14 protein-coding genes are annotated in these 24,171 nt (G+C 68.1%); 10 read left to right on the top strand and 4 right to left on the bottom strand.

The window, feature by feature from the left end; genetic code table 11:
• Positions 1–185: 185 nt before the first annotated feature.
• The gene (locus CFB43_RS21295; protein WP_089496450.1) at positions 186–821 is read right to left on the bottom strand and encodes an isochorismatase family cysteine hydrolase; all 636 of its coding nucleotides are present in this window, start codon (positions 819–821) and stop codon (positions 186–188) included.
• 376 nt (positions 822–1,197) lie between these two features.
• Between CFB43_RS21295 and CFB43_RS21300 the strand changes: the two genes are divergently transcribed.
• Positions 1,198–2,211 carry a hypothetical protein gene (locus CFB43_RS21300; RefSeq protein WP_089496451.1) on the top strand — a complete coding sequence of 338 codons (1,014 nt, stop codon included), beginning with the start codon at positions 1,198–1,200 and terminating at the stop codon, positions 2,209–2,211.
• A gap of 198 nt (positions 2,212–2,409) precedes the next feature.
• Here the strand turns inward: CFB43_RS21300 and CFB43_RS21305 are convergent, their stop codons facing one another.
• The gene (locus tag CFB43_RS21305; protein ID WP_011354359.1) at positions 2,410–3,324 is read right to left on the bottom strand and encodes a glutaminase; all 915 of its coding nucleotides are present in this window, start codon (positions 3,322–3,324) and stop codon (positions 2,410–2,412) included.
• Between the two features lie 222 nt (positions 3,325–3,546).
• On the opposite strand from CFB43_RS21305, the gene CFB43_RS21310 reads away from it, so the two are divergent.
• The 3 genes from CFB43_RS21310 (at position 3,547) to CFB43_RS21320 (ending at position 6,400) form a co-directional block, all read left to right on the top strand.
• The gene (locus CFB43_RS21310; protein ID WP_039366515.1) at positions 3,547–4,257 is read left to right on the top strand and encodes a response regulator; all 711 of its coding nucleotides are present in this window, start codon (positions 3,547–3,549) and stop codon (positions 4,255–4,257) included.
• 64 nt (positions 4,258–4,321) lie between these two features.
• A complete protein-coding gene (locus CFB43_RS21315) occupies positions 4,322–5,452 on the top strand; it encodes an ATP-binding protein (protein WP_046548399.1) in 1,131 nt (376 codons plus the stop codon).
• A gap of 324 nt (positions 5,453–5,776) precedes the next feature.
• Positions 5,777–6,400, top strand: coding sequence for an FMN-dependent NADH-azoreductase (locus CFB43_RS21320; protein WP_089496452.1), 624 nt, complete (start codon positions 5,777–5,779; stop codon positions 6,398–6,400).
• Between the two features lie 51 nt (positions 6,401–6,451).
• Here CFB43_RS21320 and CFB43_RS21325 read toward each other — a convergent pair whose 3' ends face one another.
• Positions 6,452–8,869, bottom strand: a complete 2,418-nt coding sequence (locus CFB43_RS21325; RefSeq protein ID WP_089496453.1) for a patatin-like phospholipase family protein — start codon at positions 8,867–8,869, stop codon at positions 6,452–6,454.
• A 269-nt stretch (positions 8,870–9,138) separates the two neighbouring features.
• Between CFB43_RS21325 and CFB43_RS21330 the strand changes: the two genes are divergently transcribed.
• The 6 genes from CFB43_RS21330 to CFB43_RS21355 all read left to right on the top strand — a co-directional run bounded on the left by CFB43_RS21330 (position 9,139) and on the right by CFB43_RS21355 (position 22,679).
• Positions 9,139–10,179 (top strand): rod shape-determining protein, encoded by a 1,041-nt coding sequence (locus tag CFB43_RS21330; RefSeq protein WP_089496454.1) that lies wholly within the window; start codon positions 9,139–9,141, stop codon positions 10,177–10,179.
• A gap of 234 nt (positions 10,180–10,413) precedes the next feature.
• Positions 10,414–11,073: a YdcF family protein gene (locus CFB43_RS21335; protein ID WP_089496455.1), complete on the top strand. Its 660-nt coding sequence runs from the start codon at positions 10,414–10,416 to the stop codon at positions 11,071–11,073.
• 51 nt (positions 11,074–11,124) lie between these two features.
• Entirely contained in the window at positions 11,125–11,346 is a 222-nt protein-coding gene (locus CFB43_RS37870; protein ID WP_144023086.1) for a hypothetical protein, read from the top strand.
• Positions 11,347–11,662: 316 nt separating this feature from the next.
• The gene (locus CFB43_RS21340) at positions 11,663–19,669 is read left to right on the top strand and encodes an autotransporter-associated beta strand repeat-containing protein (RefSeq protein ID WP_089496456.1); all 8,007 of its coding nucleotides are present in this window, start codon (positions 11,663–11,665) and stop codon (positions 19,667–19,669) included.
• Positions 19,670–19,824: 155 nt separating this feature from the next.
• Positions 19,825–22,047, top strand: a complete 2,223-nt coding sequence (locus CFB43_RS21345; RefSeq protein ID WP_089496457.1) for an amylo-alpha-1,6-glucosidase — start codon at positions 19,825–19,827, stop codon at positions 22,045–22,047.
• A 380-nt stretch (positions 22,048–22,427) separates the two neighbouring features.
• Positions 22,428–22,679 carry a hypothetical protein gene (locus CFB43_RS21355; RefSeq protein ID WP_011354368.1) on the top strand — a complete coding sequence of 84 codons (252 nt, stop codon included), beginning with the start codon at positions 22,428–22,430 and terminating at the stop codon, positions 22,677–22,679.
• Between the two features lie 502 nt (positions 22,680–23,181).
• On the opposite strand, the gene penR is transcribed toward CFB43_RS21355, so the two are convergent.
• Complete coding sequence (gene penR, locus CFB43_RS21360) at positions 23,182–24,072, bottom strand: beta-lactamase transcriptional regulator PenR (RefSeq protein WP_089433036.1); 891 nt, start codon at positions 24,070–24,072, stop codon at positions 23,182–23,184.
• Positions 24,073–24,171 lie beyond the last annotated feature (99 nt).

Here is a 24,171-nt window from a genome sequence, read left to right on the forward strand (position 1 = left end):
CTTCAGACGAAGAGAGGTAGCGTTCAACGCCTGGCGCAGGGTGTGCCGAACCATCGCATGGCCGCGTGCGCGGCTTCGTCGACGTTCGACGCATCGCCACTGGCTCTCTCGACGACACCGTCGGGCCGTGCGAGCCCGGCGCGCAGTCCCTGCCGGTCTTTCGCATCGCCCGCGCGACCGCTTGTTTACTCAAGCAGCCGCAACGCGTCCGCGAGCGACAGCACCGTCGTGCGCGATTCGAACGCGGTGGCGAACAGATGCTCGTGAACCACCGGGTCCGGGTCGTAGCAGCAGTCCTTGACCGTATACAAGCGGAAGTCCGCATCGCTCGCGTGGGCGATCGACGACAGCATCACGCCCGTCGACGCGATGCCGACCATGATCAGTGAATCGACACCTTGCTCGACCAGCCGCGCCTGCAGATCGGTGCCGTAGAACACGCTGGCGCGGTGCGCGACGATCAGCGGCTCGTCGGGCTGCCGGCCGAGCTCCGGGCACGGGCCGTCGTTGATGAAGAGGCCGAGCTGCTTGATGCCCTGGCCGTTCTTGTTGCGCGGGCTGACTTCCGGATAACCGGGGCTGAACCGGAGGGTCGCGAACCAGACGCCGATGCCGCCGGCCCGCGCCGCATCGCAGAGCCGGCGCGTATTGGCGAGCAATTCGGGCGCGACGGACGGAAAGAGGCCGAGGATGTCGGTCTGGTAATGCATGACGAGCAGCGCGGTGCTCGACGGCACGATGGCGGGAATCGGCGCGGACGGGCTGTCGCCGGGAGTCGTGCGGGTGGTCGTTGCGATATCCGGTGCGTGTTGCCGAGTCATGAACGAGAGTCTCCGATAGCCCGCGGGGAATGTCAGCGTCCCCGATTTGTACCGGAAAATCGGGGACGCTGCCGATGCGATTTTCGTAGGAGCGTTTTATCGTGCTGCGAGCCGGTGACCGTCACGCCGGCGTCGCATGCCTGCCTGCCGGCAATGTACTGGCGGTCGCCTTCATCGTCTCCGACGATAGTCGATCGCTGAATCCGGAATTCAGCGATGACGACGGATCGGATCATGGCCGCCCGACCCTTTGCCTATAAGGGACGGCGGCCGAAGTTGTGCGGATTGCCCCTATTACCCCTATTACCCGAGGCTGCCTATAATCGTCATCAACTTGCCCGAGAAATCGCGGTTACCAAGGTGAGGGGGTGTCCAAATGGGACAGTGCCGTCGCATCTATTCGCGCTTCGTCCTCGCAAGCTCGATCGCCGGTCTGGGATGTCTGGCAGGCGCAGGCCTCGCGTACGCAGAGGACAGTCCTTCGAGCGTGCCGACCGGGTTCAAGCCATCGGAAAGAACGATCAACGTCTATGCGGTGTATGGCGACGGACGCGCGACCAACGGCGGCGATATGCATTGGCGTGCCTACGAAGTCGGCTTCGGCGATGTCTTGAATGACTACCTCTCGGTCTACCTCGCGTATCTGAACGAGGGGCATCCCCTCGATCACCACCGTGACGGCTTCGCCGCCATAGGTTCGTTTCGTTGGCCGGTCGGCGATCGCCTGGCGCTCGAGTTGTCGGCGGGGCCGTATTTCAGCATGGACACGACACATGTCGACGACCAGCCGCGCAATGAAAAGCGATGGGGCGTGCGCGCCTCGGCAGCGGTGCGGTATTACGTCGTTCCCAACCGCTTCTTCCTCAAGGTGCAGTACAACCACGTGCAGATGATCGACGGATTCAACTCCGACGCGGTGCTCTTCGGCATCGGCTCGGACTTTGGCGGCGATCCTGGCCCGGCTTTGTCGGACGGCAAGACGCAGGTTGGCGTTTGGGCCGGGACATCGCAGACGAACCGTCCCCAAGTGCCGATCGAAAAAGGGTATATGGTCGAAGTCAAGCGGCCGCTCGGCAATGCGTGGGCCTATTCGGCGAGCTTCGTCTACGAAGGCAATAACGGCGTCGCCGGCCGAAGAGGCGTGGCGGCGCAATTCTGGTATGTCGCGCCGATCAAGAGCAAATGGACGCTTTCGGCAGGTGTGGGCCCATATCTCTCGCATGATCGGGACGAGGTCGCGAGTAAAACGAGACTCAATGCCTTGCTCAGCGCGCAGGTGACCTATCAGGTAACGAACGATTGGGCGGCGAGCTTACGCTTTAATCGTGTCGCAACCGGCAACGACAAGGACCAGGACATGTTCATGGTCGGCGTGGCGCGCAATTTCTAGCGGCTCGGCTTGCACCGAATCGACATCGGCCTGCATGCGAGTGACCGTTTTACCGTCGGAAACGGCCTTTTGGAAGTCGGCGTGTTGTGCGGCCCAGTTGGGTCGAGCGCAGCCGATGGCCGAATTCCCCATCAAGCGCACGCGCCGATATGACGCTGCCGCCGTTGCGCCAGGTGGCGCTCGACTAATCCCGCCACCTCAAAAAATCGACCTTCCCGAATAAGTCGTCAACCACTCCAGCGCCAGCGTCCCTGCCAGCGAGTTCCCGTTTGCATCGAGCCCCGGCGCCCACACGCACACGGCCATCTCGCCCGGTAGCACCGCGACGATCCCGCCGCCGACGCCACTTTTCGCGGGCAGCCCGACGCGATACACGAAATCTCCCGCCGCATCGTAGGTGCCACAAGTCAGCATCAGCGCCGACAGCCGCTTCGCGGAACTCGAATCGACGATCCGCTCGCCGGTGACCGGCGCGACACCGCCGTTCGCGAGGAACAGTGCCGCGCGCGCGAGCTCGACGCAGTTCATCGTGATCGCGCACTGGCGGCAATACGCGTCGATCACCGTGTCGGGCGGCATCTGCATGTTGCCGAAGCTCGCCATGAAGTGCGCCATCGCGCGGTTGCGCTCCGCGTGCTGCAGTTCCGATTGCGCGACGCGCGAATCGTAGTCGATGTCGTTCGCGCCGATCAGCCGCCGCACGAATTCGACGAGCGCCGTCTCGGCCTTCACGAAGCGGCGGCACAGCACGTCGGTGACGACCAGTGCCCCGGCGTTGATGAACGGATTGCGCGGCTTGCCGCGCTCGCTCTCGAGCTGGACCAGCGAATTGAACGCGTTGCCGGACGGCTCGCGGCCGACCCGTTCCCACAGTTCGTCGCCGAGCAGCTGGAACGCGAGCGTGCACGCGAACAGCTTCGAGATGCTCTGGATCGAGAAGCGCTCGTACGCATCGCCGACCGTGCAAACGTTTCCGTCCAGCGTCACGACGGCCATCCCGAACTTGTCGGCGGGCACTTTCGCGAGTTCGGGGATGTAGTCGGCAACCCGGCCCTGGCCAATCCAGGGGGCGAGTTCGGTGTGGATGCGTTCGAGGATCGTCTGGTAATTCATCAAGTCAGGCGGGTAGGTGAGTGGCCGGATTCCGGCGAGCCCGTATGGAACCGTCCCGGCGCCGATTCGTCAAGCTCGGACGATATCGAGCCCTTATTTTCAAGACCTCTGAACAGGCAATCGGCCGCCGCAGTATCATGCGGTACGTTTCGGCCAATGGCCGGCGTCCGGCACCCCGCCGGCGCCGCCGCCGCGGCTTCCCCGATGACCCGACCGCTGCCCATGTCTTTTCGCATCCTGCTCGTCGAAGACGACACCCGCCTGTCCACGCTGATCGCCGGCTACCTGCGCAAGAACGACTATGAAGTCGACACTGTGCTGCATGGTGACGCCGCGGTGCCGGCGATCCTGTCCATTCGTCCCGATCTCGTCATTCTCGACGTGAACCTGCCGGGCAAGGACGGCTTCGAAATCTGCCGCGAGGCCCGCAAGCAGTACGACGGCGTGATCATCATGGTGACGGCGCGCGACGAGCCGTTCGACGAACTGCTCGGCCTCGAGTTCGGCGCGGACGACTACGTGCACAAGCCGGTCGAGCCGCGCATCCTGCTCGCGCGGATCAAGGCCCAGCTGCGCCGCGCGCCCGCGCGCGTGACCGAGAGCACCGCGCCGCAGCCCGAGCGCTACGCGTTCGGCAAGTTCTCGATCGACCGCACCGACCGCTCCGTGGTGCTGCCCGACGGCAGCACGCCCGACCTGACGTCGGCCGAATTCGACCTGCTGTGGGCGCTCGTCTGCCATGCGGGCGAAGTCGTCAGCCGCGACGACCTGATGCTGCAGTTGCGCGGCGTCGAATTCGACGGCCTCGACCGCACGATCGACGGGCGCATCTCGAAGCTGCGCCGCAAGCTGCGCGACGACGCGAGCAACCCGCAGCGGATCAAGACGATCCGCAGCAAGGGCTATCAATTCAGCAAGCACGCGTGGGAATGACGCGGCGTTCGCACGACGCCGTCACGTTCCGCGCGGGCACTCCACCCGCCGGCCGGGAGCCGAGATGATCCGACGAACCCGTTCGCACCCCGATGCACCGCCGCTGCCGACACTGCGCTACGTCAAGTGGCGCTGGCTGCATTTCCGCCGCGCGTGGACCGACACGCGCGCCGACCGCATCCCGAGCTGGTCGCGCCTTTACGTACGTACCTACCTTCACCTGCTCGGCCTCGTGCTGCTGACCGCGCTCGTGCCGGCGCTCGCGCTGTGCGTCGAATTGTCGCCGCAGGTCGTGTGGCATGCGTTCGACTCGCTGCCCGGCGACATCTGGATCGTGCTCGTCTTCGTGTTCGCCGCACCCGCGCTCGCGGCGTATCGATGGATGCGGCCCGTGTGGTCGGATCTCGTGATGGTGCGCGAGCGCGCGATCGACTTCACGGGCGGACGCTTCAACACGCGTGCGCGCGAATCGCACAGCGTGATCATCGGCCCGCTCGCGCGGACGCTGAATGCGCTCGCGATGCGCATGGAACGGCTGATCGCCGCGCAGCGCGATCTGACGAACGGGATCTCGCACGAGCTGCGCACGCCGCTCGCGCGCGTGCGGTTCGCGCTCGAAATGCTGCGCGAACCGGGTTCCGCGGCCGAATACCAGGGCGCGCTCGAGAGCATCGCGCAGGACGTGACCGAGCTCGAAGAGCTGATCGACATGAGCCTCACGTATGCGCGGCTCGAATACAGCTCGCTGCAGTCGAATCTCGAGATGACGGCCCCCGTCGCGTGGTTCGAGCATCAGGTCAGCGATGCGCAGCTGCTGTATCCGGAGCGCGCGATCGAGTCGCGCATCGCGATCGCATCGGACCTGCGCGTGAAGATGGACCGGCGGCTGATGTCGTATGCGATGCGCAACCTGTTGCGCAACGCGAGCAAGTACGCGAAATCGCGGATCGTCGTCGGGATCTCGCTCGTGCACGGCAACATCGGGATCTTCGTCGAGGACGACGGCCCCGGCGTGCCGGAGAGCGAACGCGAGCGAATCTTCGACGCATTCGTGCGCCTCGACCGCCGCACCGGCGGCTATGGCCTCGGCCTGTCGATCACGCGACAGGTGCTCCATGCGCACAACGGCCGGATCGCGGTCGTCGATCCCGTCGAGCTTGGCGGCGCGCGCTTCGAGATCAGCTGGCCGGTCTAGCGATACACCGCGCGGGCGCCGAGCCCGACAGCAACAACGGCACGACAGCACGACACCACGACAGCACACAGCGGCGCGCGCCGGACTCGAGCGCGTCGCCGGCCGTTCCCGCCGTACCTTCCCCGTCTCGATGCCTCCCCACACCGCCATCGCGTGGCGATTCGTTTGCCACGCGTACGCGCTTTGCTTTACGATTGCAATTGCAACTATATCGGCGGGCCGATCCCTGACAGCGCAGGCGGTCGGCCCGCGACGCAGCAATGAAGCCGGGGCCGCCACGATGGCCGCTCCCTTGTTCATGCATTCCTGTCCGGGTCACCCATCATGCGGCTGTTGAATATCGTGTCTTCTCCCCGCGGCGCCAGGTCGGCTTCGATCGCGGTCGCCAATGCCTTTGTCGATGCGTACCGTGAGACGGGCGCCACGATCGACGTCGATATGCTGAATGTCTGGGAGGAGGACTTGCCGGACTTCGACAGCGAGGCGATCGGCGCCAAGTACAAGGGCGTCGCGAACGCGCCGATGGATGACGCGGAGCAGTTGATCTGGCGGCGCATCCAGTCGCTCGTGAAGCGTTTTCAGGCGGCGGACCGGATCGTCGTCGGCGTGCCGATGTGGAATTTCGGCTATCCGTACAAGCTCAAGCAGCTGATCGATCTCGTCAGCCAGCGGAACATGCTGTTTACGTTCGATGGCACGGCGTACGCGCCGTTGCTGGAGATTCCGCGCGCGGTGGTGATCCATGTTCGCGGGCAAAGCCGGGAACCCGGTGCGGGCGCCGACAATCCCGGTTTCCGGCATCAGGCCGACTACATCGAATTCTGGTTGAGGTTCATCGGCGTGAGCGAGGTCAGGAGCCTGACCGTCGAACACACGTGGGGCGCGCGGGCCAGCGACAGCATCGAACGGGCGCAAGCCCGCGCGGTCGCGATGGCCGCGGCATTCTGACCCGGGCCGGGCGGCGCGATGGATGCCGCCGAAGCGGCATCCGCGCACGGCTCAGTACGTGCGGCCGAGCTGCAGGTAGAAGTTGCGGCGGCCGCCGGGCGCGAGCGCGACGCCGATGTACACGGGCCCGAACGCGGTCGACAGGCTCGTGAAGAACGTATAGCTCTGCTTGAGCGCGCCGCCGCCGACCTTCTGGCCACTCGACCAGACGTTGCCGACTTCCGCGCTGGCGCCCACCGACAGCGCCTTGACCGGCGACGCGTTGAACGTCATCAACTGGTTCATGTAGGTCACCTGCGCATACGCGAGCTCGTTGCCGTTCAACTGGTCGGCCGCATACGCGGACAGATGCTGGAAGCCGCCGAGCGTGAAATTGAATGCGTTGATCAGGTTGGTGCCGCCGATGCTCTTGCCGCCTTCGATCGTCGCGCTGACGCTGTGCCGGCCGAACTGCTGCGCGACCATCGCCTTGCCGTAGATCTCGGTGTAGGGCGCGGTGTTGATGCTGTCGTCGAAGTCCGACGCCGAGCCCCCGTTGCGCGACACCAGCGAGCGTTCGACGCGCAGCTCGGTGAAATAGCCCTTGCGCGGGAACAGCGGATCGTCGAGCTGGTCGATCACGAGCCGTGCGCGCGCGGTCAGCGCCTGCGACGTGAAGCTGGGCCACAGCAGCGTCTGGCCGTTGCCGTCGTCGAACGGCACGTTGTAGGTCGGCGAGCCGTGCCCGGTCACGTAACCGAGGCCGATCCGGAAATCGCCGAGTCGCCCGATCGGCAGCCCGAAATCGAGGCCGGCACGTGCGGTCTGCATCAGGTACTGCGTGATCTTCACGTCGCCGGTGTCGTCGTACAGGTTCGCGTAGCGGCGCTGGTATTCCGCGTACGGCGACAGATAGACGCCGTAGGCCATCGACAGCGGCTGGCGGAACTCGATGCGCGCCGATTGCAGGTCGCTGCCGATCGTCGTGTCCGCGCGGAATTCGAGCCCGGATTCGGTGAGCCACGGCCGCCGGTAGCCGACGTGCAGGCGGAAGCCGCCCTCGTCGGTCGAACTGCTCGACATGCCGAGCCCGAACAGCAGGAAGTTCGGCCCCCAGTATTTCTCGCGCGCGTCGATCTCGAGCACGTTTTCGTTGCCGTGGCTCACGATCTGCTGCGTGACGCTCTCGAAGTTGCCGCCCGTCGTGAGCCCGAGCAGATCCTGGCTGACGGTGTCCGGATCGTAGGTGTCGCCGGGTTTCACGTGCAGCGCGTTGCTGACGACCTGCTTCGGCACGCCGCCGGAGGTCTTGATGTCGATGCGCGTGATCCGGATCGGCGGCGGCAGCGGCTGCGCGTGCGCGGACTTGTAGGCCGCGTACTGCTCCGGCGTGAGCGCGAAGCGCTTCAGCTTAGGCAGCGCCGCGGTCGCGGCGGCAGCACCTGCGGCGATCGCCTGCTTCGCGTTCTGGAAATCGGTGAACGCGAGCGCGCCGAGGTCCGGCGTGAGCAGCACGTCCTGCGCGTCGAGCTGCTTGCGCTGCGCGGTCACGTTCTGGCGGATCAGGATGCCGACCATCTGCTGCATCACGTCGGCCGGCGACGCGAGCGCGTCGAGCGGACGCAGTTGCGAGCCGATGTCGACCGCGATCACGACGTTCGCGCCCATCTGCCGCGCGGTGTCGACGGGCAGGTTGCTGACGAGCCCGCCGTCCACGAGCGCGCGCCCGTTGATCTCGGCCGGCGCGAACAGGCCCGGCATCGCCATGCTCGCGCGGATCGCGAGCGGCAGCGAGCCGTGGTCGAGCACCACCATCTGGCCCGTCTGCAGGTCGGTCGCAACCGCACGGTACGGGATCGGCAGGCGGTCGAACGGCTGGTTGGTCGGCACGGCGGCCGTCCAGTTCGCGAGCAGCGCCTGCAGCCGGTTGCCCTGCACGAGGCCGACCGGCACCTTCACGCCTTTCTTGCCGAAGCCGAGCGTCAGCCCGTTGATGTACAGGCGCTCGTCCTCCCGGCTGGTTTGCGGCAGGTCCGCGCGCTCCGTCACGTCGAACGCGATGTCCGCGAGGTTGACCTCCGACAGCCGCTTCTGCATCTCGCCGGCGGCCATGCCGCTCGCGTACAGGCCGCCGACCACGGCGCCCATGCTGGTGCCCGCGATGCAGTCGATCGGGATGCGGTTGTCTTCCAGTACCTTCAGGACCCCGAGGTGCGCGTAGCCGCGGGCGCCGCCGCCGGACAGCACGAGGCCGATCGACGGGCGGCCGGCCGGGCCGCCGTCGGCTTCGCAGGTGTGCCCGGATGCGGCGGGCGTGGCAGCCGGCGTGCTGGCGGCAGCGACCGGGGCGGCGATCGGGGCGGTGGTGACCGCGGCGGCGGAGTCGGCGACCGGCAGCGGTTGCGCGGCGACCGTGCAGCACCAGAGGGCGACGAGCGTCGTGCAAAGCGGGCGCACCCGCGCCCAGCGGAAGGAAACGGTCGCTGTCATGGAGGAAATACCTGGCGTGATCGGGCGTCTGAGGCCTGCCGGGAGCAGGCAAGACCGAGAGATTACCGTGTTTTACAGGCGCAATGCGAGAGGCTGTTGCGTAGCCGGAGGTGTCCCGGCCGGCACTTTTGACAATTGTTTCGCGAAAAAATCATCGGAATTGCCTAAAGTATCGGAACGATTTGCCGCTAAGTTCGTGATGGGGCGGCATGGACGCGCCGCGAAATGCAGCGCGGCTGCCCGGGTCCGTTCGATTACAAAGGTTTGATATGTCGACACCGCTGTTCGGAAAGTTGTTTGCGCAACCCGTTGCGATCGACCCTGGAACGGCGAGTACGCGGATTTATACGCACGAACGCGGCGTGGTGCTGAACCAGCCGTCGGTCGTCTGCTTCCGCAAGGCCGGTGCCGGTGCGACTGACGCCCGGCCGACGCTCGAGGCCGTCGGCGAGCTCGCGAAGGCGCTGCTCGGCCGCGCACCGGGGCATCTCGAAGCCGTGCGGCCGATGCGGCACGGCGTGATCGCCGACGCGCACGCGGCCGAGCAGATGATCCGCAGCTTCATCGACATGTCGCGCACGCGTTCGCGCTTCGGCCGCCGCGTCGAAGTCACGTTGTGCGTGCCGTCCGACGCGACGGCCGTCGAGCGCCGCGCGCTCCGTGAGGCCGCCTTTGCCGCGGGTGTATCGGAGGTCGAACTGATCGAGGAATCGCTGGCGGCCGGGCTCGGCGCGGGCCTGCCGGTGACCGAGCCGGTCGGCTCGATGGTCGTCGATATTGGCGGCGGGACGACCGAAGTCGCGGTGATCGCGCTCGGCGGCATCGTCTACCGCGAGGCGATTCGCGTGGGCGGTAACCAGTTCGACGAGGCGATCGTCAACCATGTGCGCAACCTGTATGGCGTGCTGCTCGGCGAACAGACGGCCGAACACGTGAAGCAGACGATCGGTTCGGCCACCAGCGCGGTGCCGCGCCGGTCGACGCGCGCGGTCGGTCGGGGTGTCGGCGACGGGCTGCCGCGCTCGATCGAACTGTCCAACCACGACGTGGCGGACGCGCTGGCCGCGCCGCTCAAGCAGGTGATCGGCGCGGTGAAGTCGGTGCTGGAGAACGCGCCGGCCGAGCTCGTGACCGACATCGCGAATCGCGGCGTGGTGCTGACGGGCGGCGGCGCGCTGCTCGCGGATATCGAACGCCTGCTGTTCGACGAGACGGGGCTCGTCGCCCGGATCGCCGACGAGCCGGCCACCTGCGCGGTGCGCGGCGCGGGCGAGGCGATGGGGCGGCTCACGATGTGCCAGGTCGACTGATCCGGGTCGTGCCGGCCGGGCGTCGCCGAGCGGCGCGCGCATGTGCATCCATTCGATCTCCGTAATGCGTACCCGCGTCGCCGGGTAGGTGTCTCCGGTCGACTTTCAGGAAGGCCGTCCGCCGTCCGGCATCGGTCCGTCGCGTGGACACCCGAACGCGCACCGTGCTAGCGTGACGCGCGCGTCCGGGGCGGGGCAAGCCGCTACGCCCGACGACCTGAGAGACCGAAAACCTTGAAAAACCACACCAAACGGGGCGTGTTTGCCCGCCTGGGCCGCCTGCTGGCCGTCGTCGCGTGCCTCTGGATCGTCGCGGCCGTTGCGCTCGTCGCGTCCGGGATGCGAATGCCGAGCGAGCGGGCCGACGTCGCCGTGATCTTCGGCAACGCGCTCGACGAGGCCGGCGCGCCGAAGCCCGTGCTCGCCGCCCGGCTCGACGTGGGTGTGCGCTGCTACCGCACGGGGCAGTGCCCGGCGTTCCTCGTCAGCGGCGCGATCGACGGCCCGGGGCTGAACGAGGCGACCGCGATGCGCGACTATCTCGTGGCGCGCGGCGTGCCGGCCGACCGGATCGCGGTCGACGACCAGGGCGACAACACGCTCGCGACCGCGCAGCACACGCTCGCCTATCTGCAGGCGCATCGCGTGTCGCGCGTGGTGATCGTCAGCCAGTATTACCACCTCGCGCGGGCGCGCCTCGCGTTCGAGCGCGTCGGCATCGCGCGGGCGGACATCTCCGCTGCGTATCCGCGCCGTTTCCAGTTGCGCGACGTCTACTCGAGCTGGCGGGAAGTGCCGGCCTACGCGGTGTATGCGGTGCGGCTGTGGGTGAACCCCGATGCGCGACCGGTTTCGTTTCGGCCGATGCTTTATCTGATGAGCCTGTTCGCGTAACGGGGGATGGTGTTCGACCGATACGCGACGGAAATCGAAAGGATCGGTTAAATGCCGGATCTGCTTTCTTTTGTCGGATGCGTGACGACGTGGGGATTATCTCGTGTCGATATCTTTCGGGCTCGCGGATATTGCACTGCAATAAAGCATTGTGATAATCACGCCGGTATCGGTATTTTCACCGATGCGGCGGTTCCGGTATTTTTTGATGAATATCAAATCAGCTGGCAAGCGGCATCCAGAATTGCCTGTCTGAAGCGCTCCGATAAGTAAAAAATACGCGTTCGCCGCACCCCGATATGCAAAGGTAAAGATCGACTGGTAAAGCCTGTTTTTTTGAACTAGCCTTGTCTGACAAAAGCAGGGCGGGAATCAAATCAACCAGAAAATCGCTGCAGAAAAACAGGGGCCACCGACATGTCATTCGGCTAGTTTCACGCCCGCCTGCCAGGGCCATTTAAAGATTCGCCCATGAATTAGCCGACGTCGCGTCGCGACAGCCGGGGGGCACGCTTTTGTCCGCGATTTTCTGCGGCCGGCTGTTCGATTTCACGGTAATGCCAATTCCAATAACATAACGAGGGAAAGCATGAATCTTGCGCGTTCGAAAAAATCCGGCGAACCGTTTCCGAAATTGTTATTGCCGACGGGTGTTTTTCTGGCGCTGTCCGGCGCCGGTATCGTGCCCGCCTATGCGACCTGTACCACCGCGGGCACGACGGTGACCTGCTCCGGGGTCGCCAACCCGCTTGCGCCGAGTTACTCGAACAGCGCGAACAACATCAACGCGACCGTCAATGCCGGCTCGAGCCTCGGCGTACTGCTCGGCGTCGGCGGCACCGCACTGTCATTGACGGGGAGCAATACCCACCTGACCAACAACGGCACGATCGACCCGTCGGCGCTCGGCACCGGGCTCGGCGTGCTGTCGAGCGGCACGGTGATCGGCAACGCGGCGGCGAGTGCCGGCACCACCGTCACCAACAACGGCACGATGAACGGCTCGACCGGCGTGGCGATCAGCGGCGTGACGGGCATGGCGCTGTCGGTCCAGAACGGCACCGGCGGCACGTCGAACATCACCAACACCGGCACGATCGGCTCGAACGCGCTGGTCGGCGCGACACTCGTCGGTGCGGACGCGCCCGTGGTCGCCGCGTACGGCGGCGCCACGGTCAACATGACGAACAGCGGGACGATCACCGGCCGCGTGTCGCTCGGTTCGAACGGCACGCCCGGGGCGGGCAACTCGTTCGTCAACTCGGGCACGATCAACGGCAGCGTGTCGATGGGTGCGAACAGCACGAACGCGTTCACCGCGGTGACGGGCTCGTCGGTCAACACGGCCGGCGGCACCGGGGGCGCACTGAACATCACGGTCGGCCCGATCACGCTCGGCGTCGCGGCGACGGGCACGGTCGACGGCGGCGCGGGCGGCGACAACACGCTCAGGCTGCAGCAGGGGGCTGGCGCGAACGGCACGATCGCGGCCAACAACTACATCAACTTCAATCACGTCGATGTCCAGAGCGGCAACTGGACGATCAACGGCGCGTCGACCGCGCAGGACGCAACGCTGGCGGGCGGCGTCGCGATCATCAACAACAACGCGTCGCTCGGCACCGGCACGATCACGGCCACCGGCGGTGCCCTGCAGGCGGGGGCGGTCGGGCTCAACGTCAGCAACAACGTGAGCCTCGGAGCGGGCGGCCTGACGGTGCAGGGTTCGACCGGGCTCACGCTGTCGGGTACGGTATCGGGCGGCGGCGCGCTGACGAAGAACGACAGCGGGACGCTGACGTTGTCCGGCGCGAACAACTACACGGGCGGCACGAACCTGAACGCAGGCGGCCTCGTGGTCGGCAACAACGGGGCGCTCGGCACCGGCGCGCTGAACGTCAACGGCTCGGCCACGCTCGACTCGAGCACGAACGCGACGCTCAACAACACCGTCAATCTCGCCACGGGCACGACGCTGACGGTCGGCGGCAGCAACAATCTCGGGCTGGCCGGCTCCATCAACGGCAACGGCGGCCTCGTGAAGAACGGCGCGGCGACGCTGACGCTGACGGGCACGAACACCTACACCGGCGACACGACGATCAACAGCGGCACGCTCGCGCTGGGTGCGGGCGGCAGCCTCGCGGCATCCGGCACGGTGAACCTGAGCAGCGCGGGCGCGACGTTCGACCTGAGCAACGCGTCGGGCACGCAGACGGTCGGTGCGCTGGCGGGCGCGGCCGGCTCGAACGTGAATCTCGGCGGCAATTCACTGACGTTGAACGGCAGCGGCAATGCGACGTACGCGGGCACGATCGGCGGCACGGGCGGCGTGACGCTCTCGGGCACGGGCACGCAGACGTTGACCGGCGCCAACGTGTACACGGGCGGGACGAACCTGAATGGCGGCAACCTCTCCGTCGGCAGCAATACGGCGCTCGGCCTCGGCGCGGTGAACGTGAACGGCTCGTCGACGCTCGACGCGACCGCCAACGTGTCGCTCGCGAACGGTGTCAACATCGCCGCCGGCACGACGCTGACGCTTGCCGGCAGCACCAATCTGGGCCTGAGCGGCACGGTTTCGGGTGGCGGCGGTCTCGTGAAGAACGGCGCGGCGACGGTGACGCTGTCCGGGGCAAACAATTACGCCGGCGGCACGACCCTGAACGCGGGCGGCCTGGTGCTCGGCAACCATGCGGCGCTCGGCACGGGCGCGCTGACCGTCGGCGGCGCGGCGACGCTCGATACGAACACGAACCTGTCGGTCAACAACGCAGTCAACCTCAACACCGGTTCGACGCTGACACTGGGCGGCAGCAATGCCCTCACGCTGAACGGCGGCATCACCGGCGCGGGCGGTCTTGTGAAGGACGGCGCGGCGACCACGACGTTGACGGCCGCGAACACCTATACGGGCGGCACGACGATCAACGCGGGCACGCTGGCGATCAGCGGGGGCGGCAGCCTCGCGGCGACCGGCGCGGTGAACCTGGCCGGCGCGGGTGCGACGCTCGACGTGAGCGCCGCGACCGGTGCGCAGTCGATCGGTGCGTTGTCCGGTGTGGCCGGGACGAACGTCGCGCTGGGCGGCAATGGGCTGACGCTGGGCGGGACCGCCAGCGGCACCTTCAGCGGCGCGATCGGCGGCACCGGCAGCCTGACGCTGGCCGGCACCGGCACGCAGACGCTGAACGGCGCGAGCACCTACTCGGGCGGCACGAACCTGAACAGCGGCAGCAGCGTGGTGCTCGGCAACAACGGTGCGCTTGGCAGTGGCACGGTGAACGTCGCGGGCACCGCGACACTCGACACCAACACGAGCGTGTCGGTCGCCAACGCGGTCAGTCTCGGCAACGGTTCGGCGCTGACGCTGGGCGGCAGCAATGCGCTCGCGTTGAGCGGCGGCATTTCCGGCGCGGGCGGTCTCGTGAAGAATGGCCCGGCGACTACGACGCTGACGGGCGCGAACACTTACACGGGCGGCACGACGATCAACGCGGGCACGCTGGCGGTGGGCGCCGGCGGCAGCCTGGCGGCGACGGGCGCGGTGAACCTGGCAGGCGCGGGCGCGGCGCTCGACCTGGGCGCGGCGACCAGCGCCCAGACGATCGGTGCGCTGTCGGGTGTCGCGGGGACGGCCGTCAACATGGGCGGCAACGGGCTGACGCTGGGCGGGACCGCCAGCGGCAGCTTCGGCGGCGTGATCGGCGGCACCGGCAGCCTGACGCTGGCCGGCACCGGCACGCAGACCCTGACGGGCGCGAACGTCTATACGGGCGGCACGAACCTGAACAGCGGCGGCCTGGTGCTCGGCAACAACGGGGCGCTCGGCGGCGGCGCGCTGAACGTCGGCGGCGCGGCGACGCTCGACACGAGCGCGAGCCTGTCGGTCAACAACGGGGTCAATCTCGGCACCGGCGCGACGCTGACGCTCGGCGGCAGCAACGCGCTCACGTTGAACGGCGGCATCACCGGCGCGGGTGCCCTCGTGAAGAACGGCGCGGCGACGACGACGCTGACGAGCGCGGCCACCTACACGGGCGGCACGACGATCAACGCGGGCACGCTGGCGCTCGGTGCCGGCGGCAGCCTGGCGGCGACGGGCGCGGTGAACGTGGCCGGCGTGGGCGCCACACTCGACCTGAGCGGCGCGACGGGCGCGCAGACGATCGGCGCACTGAGCGGCGTCGCCGGCGCGGCCGTGAGCCTCGGCGCGAACGGCCTGACGCTGAGCGGGACCGCCAGCGGCAATTTCGGCGGCACGATCGGCGGCGCCGGCGGCCTGACCGTGGCCGGCACGGGCACGCAAACGCTGTCCGGCACGAACACGTACACGGGCGGCACGACGATCAACGGCGGCAGCACGCTGGCGCTCGGCGCGGGCGGCAGTCTCGCGTCGACGGGTTCCGTGAACCTCGCCGGCACGGGCGCGACGTTCAACCTGAGCGGCGCATCGGGCCCGCAGGCGATCGGCGCGCTGACCGGGGTGGCCGGCACGAACGTGGACCTCGGAGCGAATGCGTTGACGTTGAACGGCAGCACCAATGGCACGTTCGGCGGCGCGATCGGCGGCACCGGTAGCGTGACGTTCGCGGGTACCGGCACGCAGACGCTGACGGGCGCGAATACGTACACGGGTGGCACGACGATCAACGGCGGCAGCACGCTGGCGCTGGGTGCGGGCGGCAGCCTCGCGTCGGGCGGCGCGGTGAATCTCGCCGGTGCGGGCGCGACGTTCAACCTGAGCGGCGCATCGGGCCCGCAGACGATCGGTGCGTTGAATGGCGCGGCCAGTACGAACGTGGATCTGGGCGCGAACGGGCTGACGTTGAGCGGGACTGCCAGCGGCACGTTCGGCGGGGTGATCGGCGGCACCGGTAGCGTGACGTTCGCCGGTACCGGCACGCAGACGCTGACGGGTGCGAACACCTATACGGGCGGCACGACCATCAACGGTGGCAGCACGCTGGCGCTCGGCGCGGGCGGCAGCCTTGCATCGGGCAGCGCGGTGAATCTCGCCGGCACGGGTGCGACGTTCAACCTGAGCGGCGCATCGGGACCGCAGACGCTCGGCACGCTGAGCGGTATCGGCGGCACGAGCGTGAACCTGGGCGCGAATGCGCTGACGTTGAACGGCAGCACCAACGGCACGTTCGGCGGCGTGATCGGCGGCACCGGCAGCGTGACGTTCGCGGGTACCGGGACGCAGACGCTGACGGGCGCCAATACGTACACGGGCGGCACGACCATCAACGGCGGCAGCACGCTGGCGCTCGGCGCGGGCGGCAGCCTCGCGTCGGGCGGTGCAGTGAATCTCGCCGGCACGGGTGCGACGTTCAACCTGAGCGGCGCATCGGGCGCGCAGACGATCGGCGCGTTGAACGGCGCGGCCAATACGAACGTGAACCTCGGCGCGAACGGGCTGACGTTGAGCGGCACCGCCAGCGGCACGTTCGGTGGCGCGATCGGCGGCACCGGCAGCGTGACGTTCGCGGGCACCGGCACGCAGACGCTGACGGGCGCGAATACCTACACGGGCGGTACGACGATCAATGGTGGCAGCACGCTGGCGTTGAGTGCGGGCGGCAGCCTCGCGTCGGGCAGCGCGGTGAATCTGGCCGGCACGGGTGCGACGTTCGACGTGAGCGGCGCGACGGGCGCGCAGACACTCGGTGCGTTGAACGGCGCGGGCGGCACGAACGTGAACCTCGGCGGCAACGCACTGACGTTGAACGGCAGCACCGGCACGTTCGGCGGCGTGATCGGCGGCACCGGCAGCGTGACGTTCGCGGGTACCGGGACGCAGACGCTGACGGGCGCCAATACGTACACGGGCGGCACGACCATCAACGGCGGCAGCACGCTGGCGCTCGGCGCGGGCGGCAGCCTCGCGTCGGGTAGCGCGGTGAATCTCGCCGGCACGGGCGCAACGTTCAACCTGAGCGGCGCATCGGGCGCGCAGACGCTCGGCACGCTGTCCGGCGGCACCGGCACGAACGTGAACCTCGGCGCGAATGGACTCACGCTGAACGGCAGCGGCAACAACACGTTCGGCGGCGCGATCGGCGGCACGGGCAGCGTGACGTTCGCGGGCGCCGGCACGCAGACGCTTACGGGCGCGAATACCTACACGGGCGGTACGACGATCAATGGTGGCAGCACGCTGGCGCTGGGTGCGGGCGGCAGCCTCGCGTCGGGCAGCGCGGTGAATCTGGCCGGCACGGGTGCGAAGTTCGACGTGAGCGGCGCGACGGGCGCACAGACGATTGGTGCGCTGAACGGCAGCGCCGGCACGAACGTGACCCTCGGCACGAATGCGCTCACGCTGAACGGCAGCGGCAACGGCACGTTCGGCGGTGCGATCGGCGGCGCGGGCGGCGTGACGTTCGCCGGCACCGGCACGCAGACACTGACGGGCGCGAACACCTACACGGGCGGCACGACGATCAACGGCGGCAGCACGCTGGCACTCGGCGCGGGCGGCAGCCTCGCGTCGACGGGCGCGGTGAATCTCGCGGGCGCGGGTGCGACGTTCGATGCGAGCGGCGCGACGGGCGCGCAGACGATCGGCACGTTGAACGGCGCGGCCGGCGCGTCCGTCAATCTCGGGGCCAATGCGCTGACGTTGAACGGCAGCGGCAACGGCACGTTCGGCGGGACGATCGGCGGGGCGGGCGGCGTGACGATCGCCGGCACCGGCGTCCAGACGCTGACGGGCGCGAACACGTACACGGGCGGCACCACGATCGCGGCCGGCGGCGCGCTGCAACTCGGCAACGGCGGCACGTCGGGCAGCATCGCCGGCAATGTCGTCGACAACGGCGCGCTGATCGTCAACCAATCCGGCAACGTGACGATCGCAAGCGTGCTGTCCGGCACCGGTTCGCTCACGCAGGCCGGCAGCGGGCAACTGACGCTGACGGGCGCCAGCACGCTGAGCGGCCCGACCACGGTCAGCGCGGGCACGCTCGCCGTCAACGGTTCGCTCGGCCAGTCGACCGTGACCGTGCAGAACGGTGCGACGGTCACGGGCACCGGCACGATCGGCGGCCTCGTGGTGCAGGGCGGCGCGACGGCGGCCGCGTCGCAGCCGGGCGCGGCGCTGAACGTGGGCGGCAACGTCACGTTCCAGCCGGGCTCGACGTTCCAGGTCGCGGCCTCGCCGCAGCAAAGCGGCAGTCTCGCGGCTAGCGGCACGGCGACGCTGAACGGCGGCACCGTGCAGGTGCTCGCGAACCAGAGCGGCTACCAGCCGAGCACGACCTATACGATCCTCTCCGCGGGGTCGGGCGTGCAGGGCACGTTCAGCCAGGTGAATGCGAACTACGCGTTCCTCGCGCCGACGCTCAGCTACGATCCGGATCACGTGTACCTGCGGCTGGTCTCGAACGGTACCGCGTTTCCCGATGTCGCGACGACGCCGAACCAGCGCTCGGTCGCGGGCGCGCTCGGCGGGCTCGGCGCCGGCAACCCGCTGTACGACGCCGTGGTGACGACCGATGCGACGACCGCACGCCGCGCCTACGGGATGCTGGACGGCGAACTGCAGGCGAGCCTGAAGAGCATGCTGCTGCTCGACAGCCGCTATGTGCGCGACGCGGTGACGGATCGTGTCCGCCAGGGCCTCGCGCCCGGATCGGGCCCGCTCGCGGCGCTGTCGTCGGGGGGCGCGGCCTTGTGCGGCGACAACACGGCCGGCGCGGTCGACCCGACGCTGCCGCCGGAACGCCGGATCGGCTCGCGCGACGGCTGCTACGGCGGCACGCCTTACCAGCCGGTCGTCTGGGGGCAGGCGTTCGGCGGCCGCAGCCGGCTCACCGGCGACGGCAACGCGTCGACGGTCAACCGCAGCATGACGGGCTTCATCGCCGGTGCCGACATGGCGCTCAACGACAAGTGGCGGGCTGGCCTGGCCGCGGGCGTCACGCACAGCTCCCTCGACAACGACCAGAGTTCGTCGGCGTCGGTGAACAGCTACTACCTGTCGCTGTACGGCGGCGCGCAGTACGGCGCGCTCGGTGTGCGCGGCGGCGCGTCGTACACGTGGTACCGGATCAACAGCGACCGTTCGCCGGGCTTCGCGGGCTTCTCCGATCACGATTCGGCCGGCTACGACGCGAATTCGGCGCAGGTGTTCGGCGAAGTCGGCTACGCGCTGCCGGTCGGGCCCGTGGCGATCGAACCGTTCGCGGGCCTCGCGTATGTGAACCTGCACACCGACGGCTATACGGAAACCGGTGGCGCGGCCGCGCTGCGCGCCGGCGGCGAGACGACGCACGTCGGCTTCTCGACCCTCGGCGTGCGCGCCGCGTCGCAGCTCGGCTCCATCGCGAGCGGCACGTTCACCGCACGCGGGACGGTCGGCTGGCGGCATGCGTTCGGCAACGTGACGCCGTCGTCGGCGTTCACGTTCGCGAACGGCGGCACGTCGTTCCAGGTATCGGGCGTGCCGATTGCGCGCGACAGCGCCGTGCTCGAGGCCGGCATCGACGCGAACATCACGAAGCGCCTGACGCTCGGCCTCACGTACAGCGGCCAGTACGGCAGCGGCGTGCGCGACAACGCGATACTCGGCAACATCCTGTGGAAGTTCTGAGCGGTCACTGATGTGCCTGAACGCGACGCCATGCGGCGACGGCAACGTCGCACGGTGTCGCGGCTTTTTCCTCGCTGCGCACGTTCCCCGTTCTGTCCTATCCTGTGCGAAACACGCGACGCGCCGCGCGTTGCGGACCCGACACAGGAGCATCGATGCCGAATCACGCTGAAGCCACGACGACCCAGGCGCCGCAAGTCGCGCCTGTTGCCCCGATCGCACCGACGGGCCCCGCCTTCATCGCGCCTGAAGCCGATCCGCAGGCACTGGCGCGCAACAACCAGTACGTGCTGAAATCCGGCGACGCGTTCGTGGTCAGCGACGCGCTCGGCGACATCGGCGGTCACGACGACGGCCTGTTCGTCGACGACATGCGCGTGCTGTCGAAGTGGCGCCTGACCTTCGGCGGTCGCGCGCCGTCGCTGCTGTCGGGCGCGACGAGCGCCGACAACGCGTCGTTCACCGCCCACCTGACGAACCGGCCGCTGCCGCCGCTCGGCGGCCACGAAACGCCCGAGGGCGTGATCCACATCGAGCGGATGCGCGTGCTCGCGGGCGACGTGCTTTACGAAGCGCTGACGCTGACGAATTACGGCGCGAGCGAAGCCGAGGTGCCGCTGTCGCTGTCGTTCGCGGCCGATTTCAAGGACATGTTCGAGGTGCGCGGCACACAGCGCCCGAAGCGCGGCACCGTGGTGGCGCCGCGCGTCGACGCGGGGGCGGTGCGGCTGCGCTATGACGGCCTCGACAGCGTCGAGCGCAACGTGACCGTGCATTTCTCGCCGGCGCCCGATGCGCTGTCGGTCGATCGTGCCGATTACACGCTGACGATCGCCGCGCAGGCCTGCGTGTCGATCTACCTGACCGTCGACGCGACGCTCGGCCCCGCGCATGCGGAAGGGCCGGGATGCGGCCGCGTCGCGCTGCGCACCGCGCTCGTCGGCGTGCACCGCGAGATGCGCGCGCGGCGCGAATCGATGGCGCGCGTGAACACCGGCAATCCGCTGTTCGACGCGTGGCTCGACCGCTCGCTCGCGGATCTCGGGCTGCTCACGACGCAGCTCGACACGGGGCCGTACCCGTATGCGGGCATTCCGTGGTTCTCGACGCCGTTCGGCCGCGACGCGGTGATCACGTCGCTGCAGATGCTGTGGCTGCAGCCGTCGCTCGCGCGCGGCGTGCTGCGCTTCCTGGCCGAGCACCAGGCGCGCGAGACGTCCGCATTCCGCGACGCGGAGCCCGGCAAGATCATGCACGAGTTCCGCCGCAGCGAGATGGCCGCGACCGGCGAGGTGCCGTTCGCGCTGTACTACGGCGGGGTCGATACGACGCCGCTGTTCATCGTGCTCGCGGGTGCCTACGTCGAACGCACCGGCGACGATGCGCTGATCGACGAGCTGTGGCCCGCGCTCGAGCGTGCCGCGCAATGGGTGATCGACAAGTGCGACCGCAATCCTTACGGACTGCTCGATTACCAGCGCACGTCGGAGCGCGGCCTCGCGAACCAGGGCTGGAAGGACAGCCACGATTCGGTGTTCCACGCCGACGGCCGTTTCCCGGACGGGCCGATCGCGCTCGTTGAGGTGCAGGCGTATGCGTGCGCGGCGCTCGATGCGATGTCGATGTGCTCGCACCGGCGCGGCCACGCGGCCGATGCTACCCGCTATGCGTTGCGCGCGAAGACGCTGCGCGAGCAGGTCGACGCGCTGTTCTGGATGCCGGAAGGCGATTTCTACGGCATCGCGCTCGATGGTCATGGCGACCTGTGCCGCGTGTTCGCGTCGAACGCGGGCCACCTGCTCGCGTTCGGTCTGCCCGACGCCGAGCGCGGCGCGGCGGTCGCCGGCGTGCTCGGCTCGGCGCTGTTCCAGACGGGGTGGGGCATCCGCACGCTCGCGGCCGGCCAGCCGCGCTTCAACCCGATGGCGTATCACAACGGCTCGGTGTGGCCGCACGACAATGCGCTGATCGCGCGCGGGCTGGCGCGCTACGGCGACAAGACCGCCGCGGTGAACCTGCTGCGCGCGCTGTTCGAGGCGGCGGTGAGCTTCGAGATGCGCCTGCCCGAACTGTTCTGCGGGTTCCCGCGCCGGCGCGGCGAACCGCCGACCGCGTATCCGGTGGCCTGCCTGCCGCAGGCGTGGGCGGCCGGTGCGCCGTTCATGATGCTGCAGGCCTGCCTCGGCGTGAGCATCGACGCAGCGCGCCACGAGGTGCGCGTCGAGCGCCCGACGTTGCCGGAAGGCGTCGACTGGCTGCGGATCGACGCGTTGCGCGTCGGTGACGAAACCGTGTCGCTCACGTTCCGCCGTGTCGACGGCCAGGTCGTCGCGGCGGCGGAGCAGCCGGGCCGCGTGAAGGTGGTCGCGGTGCTGTAGGGCCTGTTCACGCTAATAACGGGCTTGCGAACGTGCCTTGCCGGCTGCAGTGCAAGAAGCAAGGAGCGCCGTTTGGCCGAGCCAAACAAGCGACGCGCGACGCCGCAATGCGGCCGGCAAGGCACGTTCCCCTGTTTGGAAAAAATCATTCGTGGGGCTGGCCCCCAGAAGGGCCGATCGCCGCGTCATGCTCCTCGCGAATACGTCGAGTATTCGCTTCGTCGCAATCCTTGCGCTCGGCCCTTCTGGTGGCCAGCGCAAGCCCGTTATTAGCGTGAACAGGCCCTAGCGCGGCGAGAACGTTGCGCGATGTCGCGCCACGTTCGCGCGCAGCGGCATAGAATCGTGACATGACCCTTGAACGATGGCGGAGGTAGACGATGACGACCGACAACCGGCCCGACGACAGCGAGCACAAGCTCGAGAATCTGGAAGCGGCGGTCGACCACCTGCACAAGTCGATCGAATCGCAGAGCATCGCGGTCGGCGCGGCGAAGGGCATCCTGTTCAGCCTGATCGAAACGCTCGGCGCGCTGATCGGCGATCCCGACCTGCCCGAGCACGCGCGTTCGGGTTACGAGGCGTTGCGCGACAAGGCGAGCGAATTGCGCGGCGGGCTCGACCGGCATTGATGCCCGGATGGCCCCGGCCCCGGCGCCTGCCGCACGGGCCGCGCCGGGGCTGCCCGATTCTGTAGATGAAGCACAAAACCCCGTGCGCTCAATGAGTTAGGTGGCCGGTACGCAGGATATCCACAAGCTTGCCAACACAATCTGTGGAGAACCGTCCGGCCCCCGCGCCGGGTGCGGCGCGGGCCGTGCGAAAGCGCCGGCGCTGCCACAGGGTTGACCTCGCAAGGTCCGTATATTGAATCCCCTTTTGTATCAGGATGTTACGCGCCGCATTTGAGGGATATCCACAGGCTTGCCAACATATTCTGTGGATAACTCGCAATCGATTGCGTCGCGACAGTTGAGGATCGGGCCGTCGGGGGCCGGCTCGCGACGCCCGTGAACAGAGGCTGCCCGATGTCTGCGTCGGCGCGCTAATTCGTGCGCGATCAAGGGCTTAGGTCCCGGGTACCCAGGATATCCACATCCTTGCCAACACTTTCTGTGGACAAGCCGGGCCGTGTCATTCGGCCTGCGCCGTCGCGGCCGCCTCGGCCACGATCCAGTCGCGAAAGAGCGTCATTGCCGGCGTGAGCGGTTTCGACTTCAGCGAAGTGAGCCAGTAACCGCCGGCGCGCACGTCGATGTCGAGCGGCCGCACGAGCAGGCCGAGCTGCAGTTCGCGCGCGAACATGCACGCCGGCGCGAGCGCGACGCCCGCGCCTTGCATCGCGGCCTCGACCATCAGCCGCGACGAATCGAACACGGGCCCGTTGACCGCCCACGGCGCGAGCTGCGCGGCGTCGAACCAGCCGTGCCATTCGTCGGTGCGGTACGAGCGCAGCAGCGTTTCGTTCGCGAGATCGGCCGGTTGCGCGAGGCGCCGCGCGATGTCCGGCGCGCACAGCGCGGTGAGCGGCGCGTCGAGCAGGCGCTCGTTGCGCGTGGCCGGCCAGTTGCCTTCCCCGAAGCGGATCGCGAAGTCGAGGCCCTCGGCGGCCAGGTCGACGACGTTGTTGTTGGTCCGCATCCGCAGCTCGACGAACGGATGCGTATCGCCGAACTGCTTCAAGCGCGGCATTAGCCAGCCTAGGGCAAAGGTGCCGACGACACCAAGCGTCAGCACCTCGTGGAAGCGCCCGCCGTCGAACTGCTTGAGCACGGTCTCGATGCGGCTGAACGCGTCGCTGAGCACCGGCAGCAGCGCGCGCCCCTCGTCGGTGAGCCCGAGGCCGCGCGGCAGCCGTGTGAACAGCGTGCAGCCGAGCCGCTCCTCCAGCGAGCGCACCTGCTGGCTGACCGCGGCCTGGGTCACGCTCAGCTCGAGGCCGGCGCGGGTGAAGTTCAGGTGGCGTGCCGACGATTCGAACGCGCGCAGCGCATTGAGCGGAAGATGAGGGCGGAGCTTGGTCATAAGAATTTCTTTTGTCAGCGCTCAATTATCGTTGCTTGTCAGGCAACCGTAAAGTCCCGATAGTGCTGTCTCGCCGGCCGGGCGCGTTCAACATCCTTT

Origin of the sequence: Burkholderia sp. AU15512, from assembly GCF_002223325.1 — a bacterium.
GTDB lineage: Bacteria > Pseudomonadota > Gammaproteobacteria > Burkholderiales > Burkholderiaceae > Burkholderia.

Bases quoted from the DNA above. Each gene is read 5' to 3' on its own strand.
- CFB43_RS21320 (WP_089496452.1), top strand. From the start codon at position 5,777: ATGCGGCTGTTGAATATCGTGTCTTCTCCCCGCGGCGCCAGGTCGGCT.
- CFB43_RS21340 (WP_089496456.1), top strand. From the start codon at position 11,663: ATGAATCTTGCGCGTTCGAAAAAATCCGGCGAACCGTTTCCGAAATTG.
- CFB43_RS21330 (WP_089496454.1), top strand. From the start codon at position 9,139: ATGTCGACACCGCTGTTCGGAAAGTTGTTTGCGCAACCCGTTGCGATC.
- CFB43_RS21325 (WP_089496453.1), bottom strand. From the start codon at position 8,869: ATGACAGCGACCGTTTCCTTCCGCTGGGCGCGGGTGCGCCCGCTTTGC.
- penR (WP_089433036.1), bottom strand. From the start codon at position 24,072: ATGACCAAGCTCCGCCCTCATCTTCCGCTCAATGCGCTGCGCGCGTTC.
- CFB43_RS21310 (WP_039366515.1), top strand. From the start codon at position 3,547: ATGTCTTTTCGCATCCTGCTCGTCGAAGACGACACCCGCCTGTCCACG.
- CFB43_RS21345 (WP_089496457.1), top strand. From the start codon at position 19,825: ATGCCGAATCACGCTGAAGCCACGACGACCCAGGCGCCGCAAGTCGCG.
- CFB43_RS21295 (WP_089496450.1), bottom strand. From the start codon at position 821: ATGACTCGGCAACACGCACCGGATATCGCAACGACCACCCGCACGACT.
- CFB43_RS21300 (WP_089496451.1), top strand. From the start codon at position 1,198: ATGGGACAGTGCCGTCGCATCTATTCGCGCTTCGTCCTCGCAAGCTCG.
- CFB43_RS21315 (WP_046548399.1), top strand. From the start codon at position 4,322: ATGATCCGACGAACCCGTTCGCACCCCGATGCACCGCCGCTGCCGACA.
- CFB43_RS37870 (WP_144023086.1), top strand. From the start codon at position 11,125: ATGCCGGATCTGCTTTCTTTTGTCGGATGCGTGACGACGTGGGGATTA.
- CFB43_RS21355 (WP_011354368.1), top strand. From the start codon at position 22,428: ATGACGACCGACAACCGGCCCGACGACAGCGAGCACAAGCTCGAGAAT.
- CFB43_RS21305 (WP_011354359.1), bottom strand. From the start codon at position 3,324: ATGAATTACCAGACGATCCTCGAACGCATCCACACCGAACTCGCCCCC.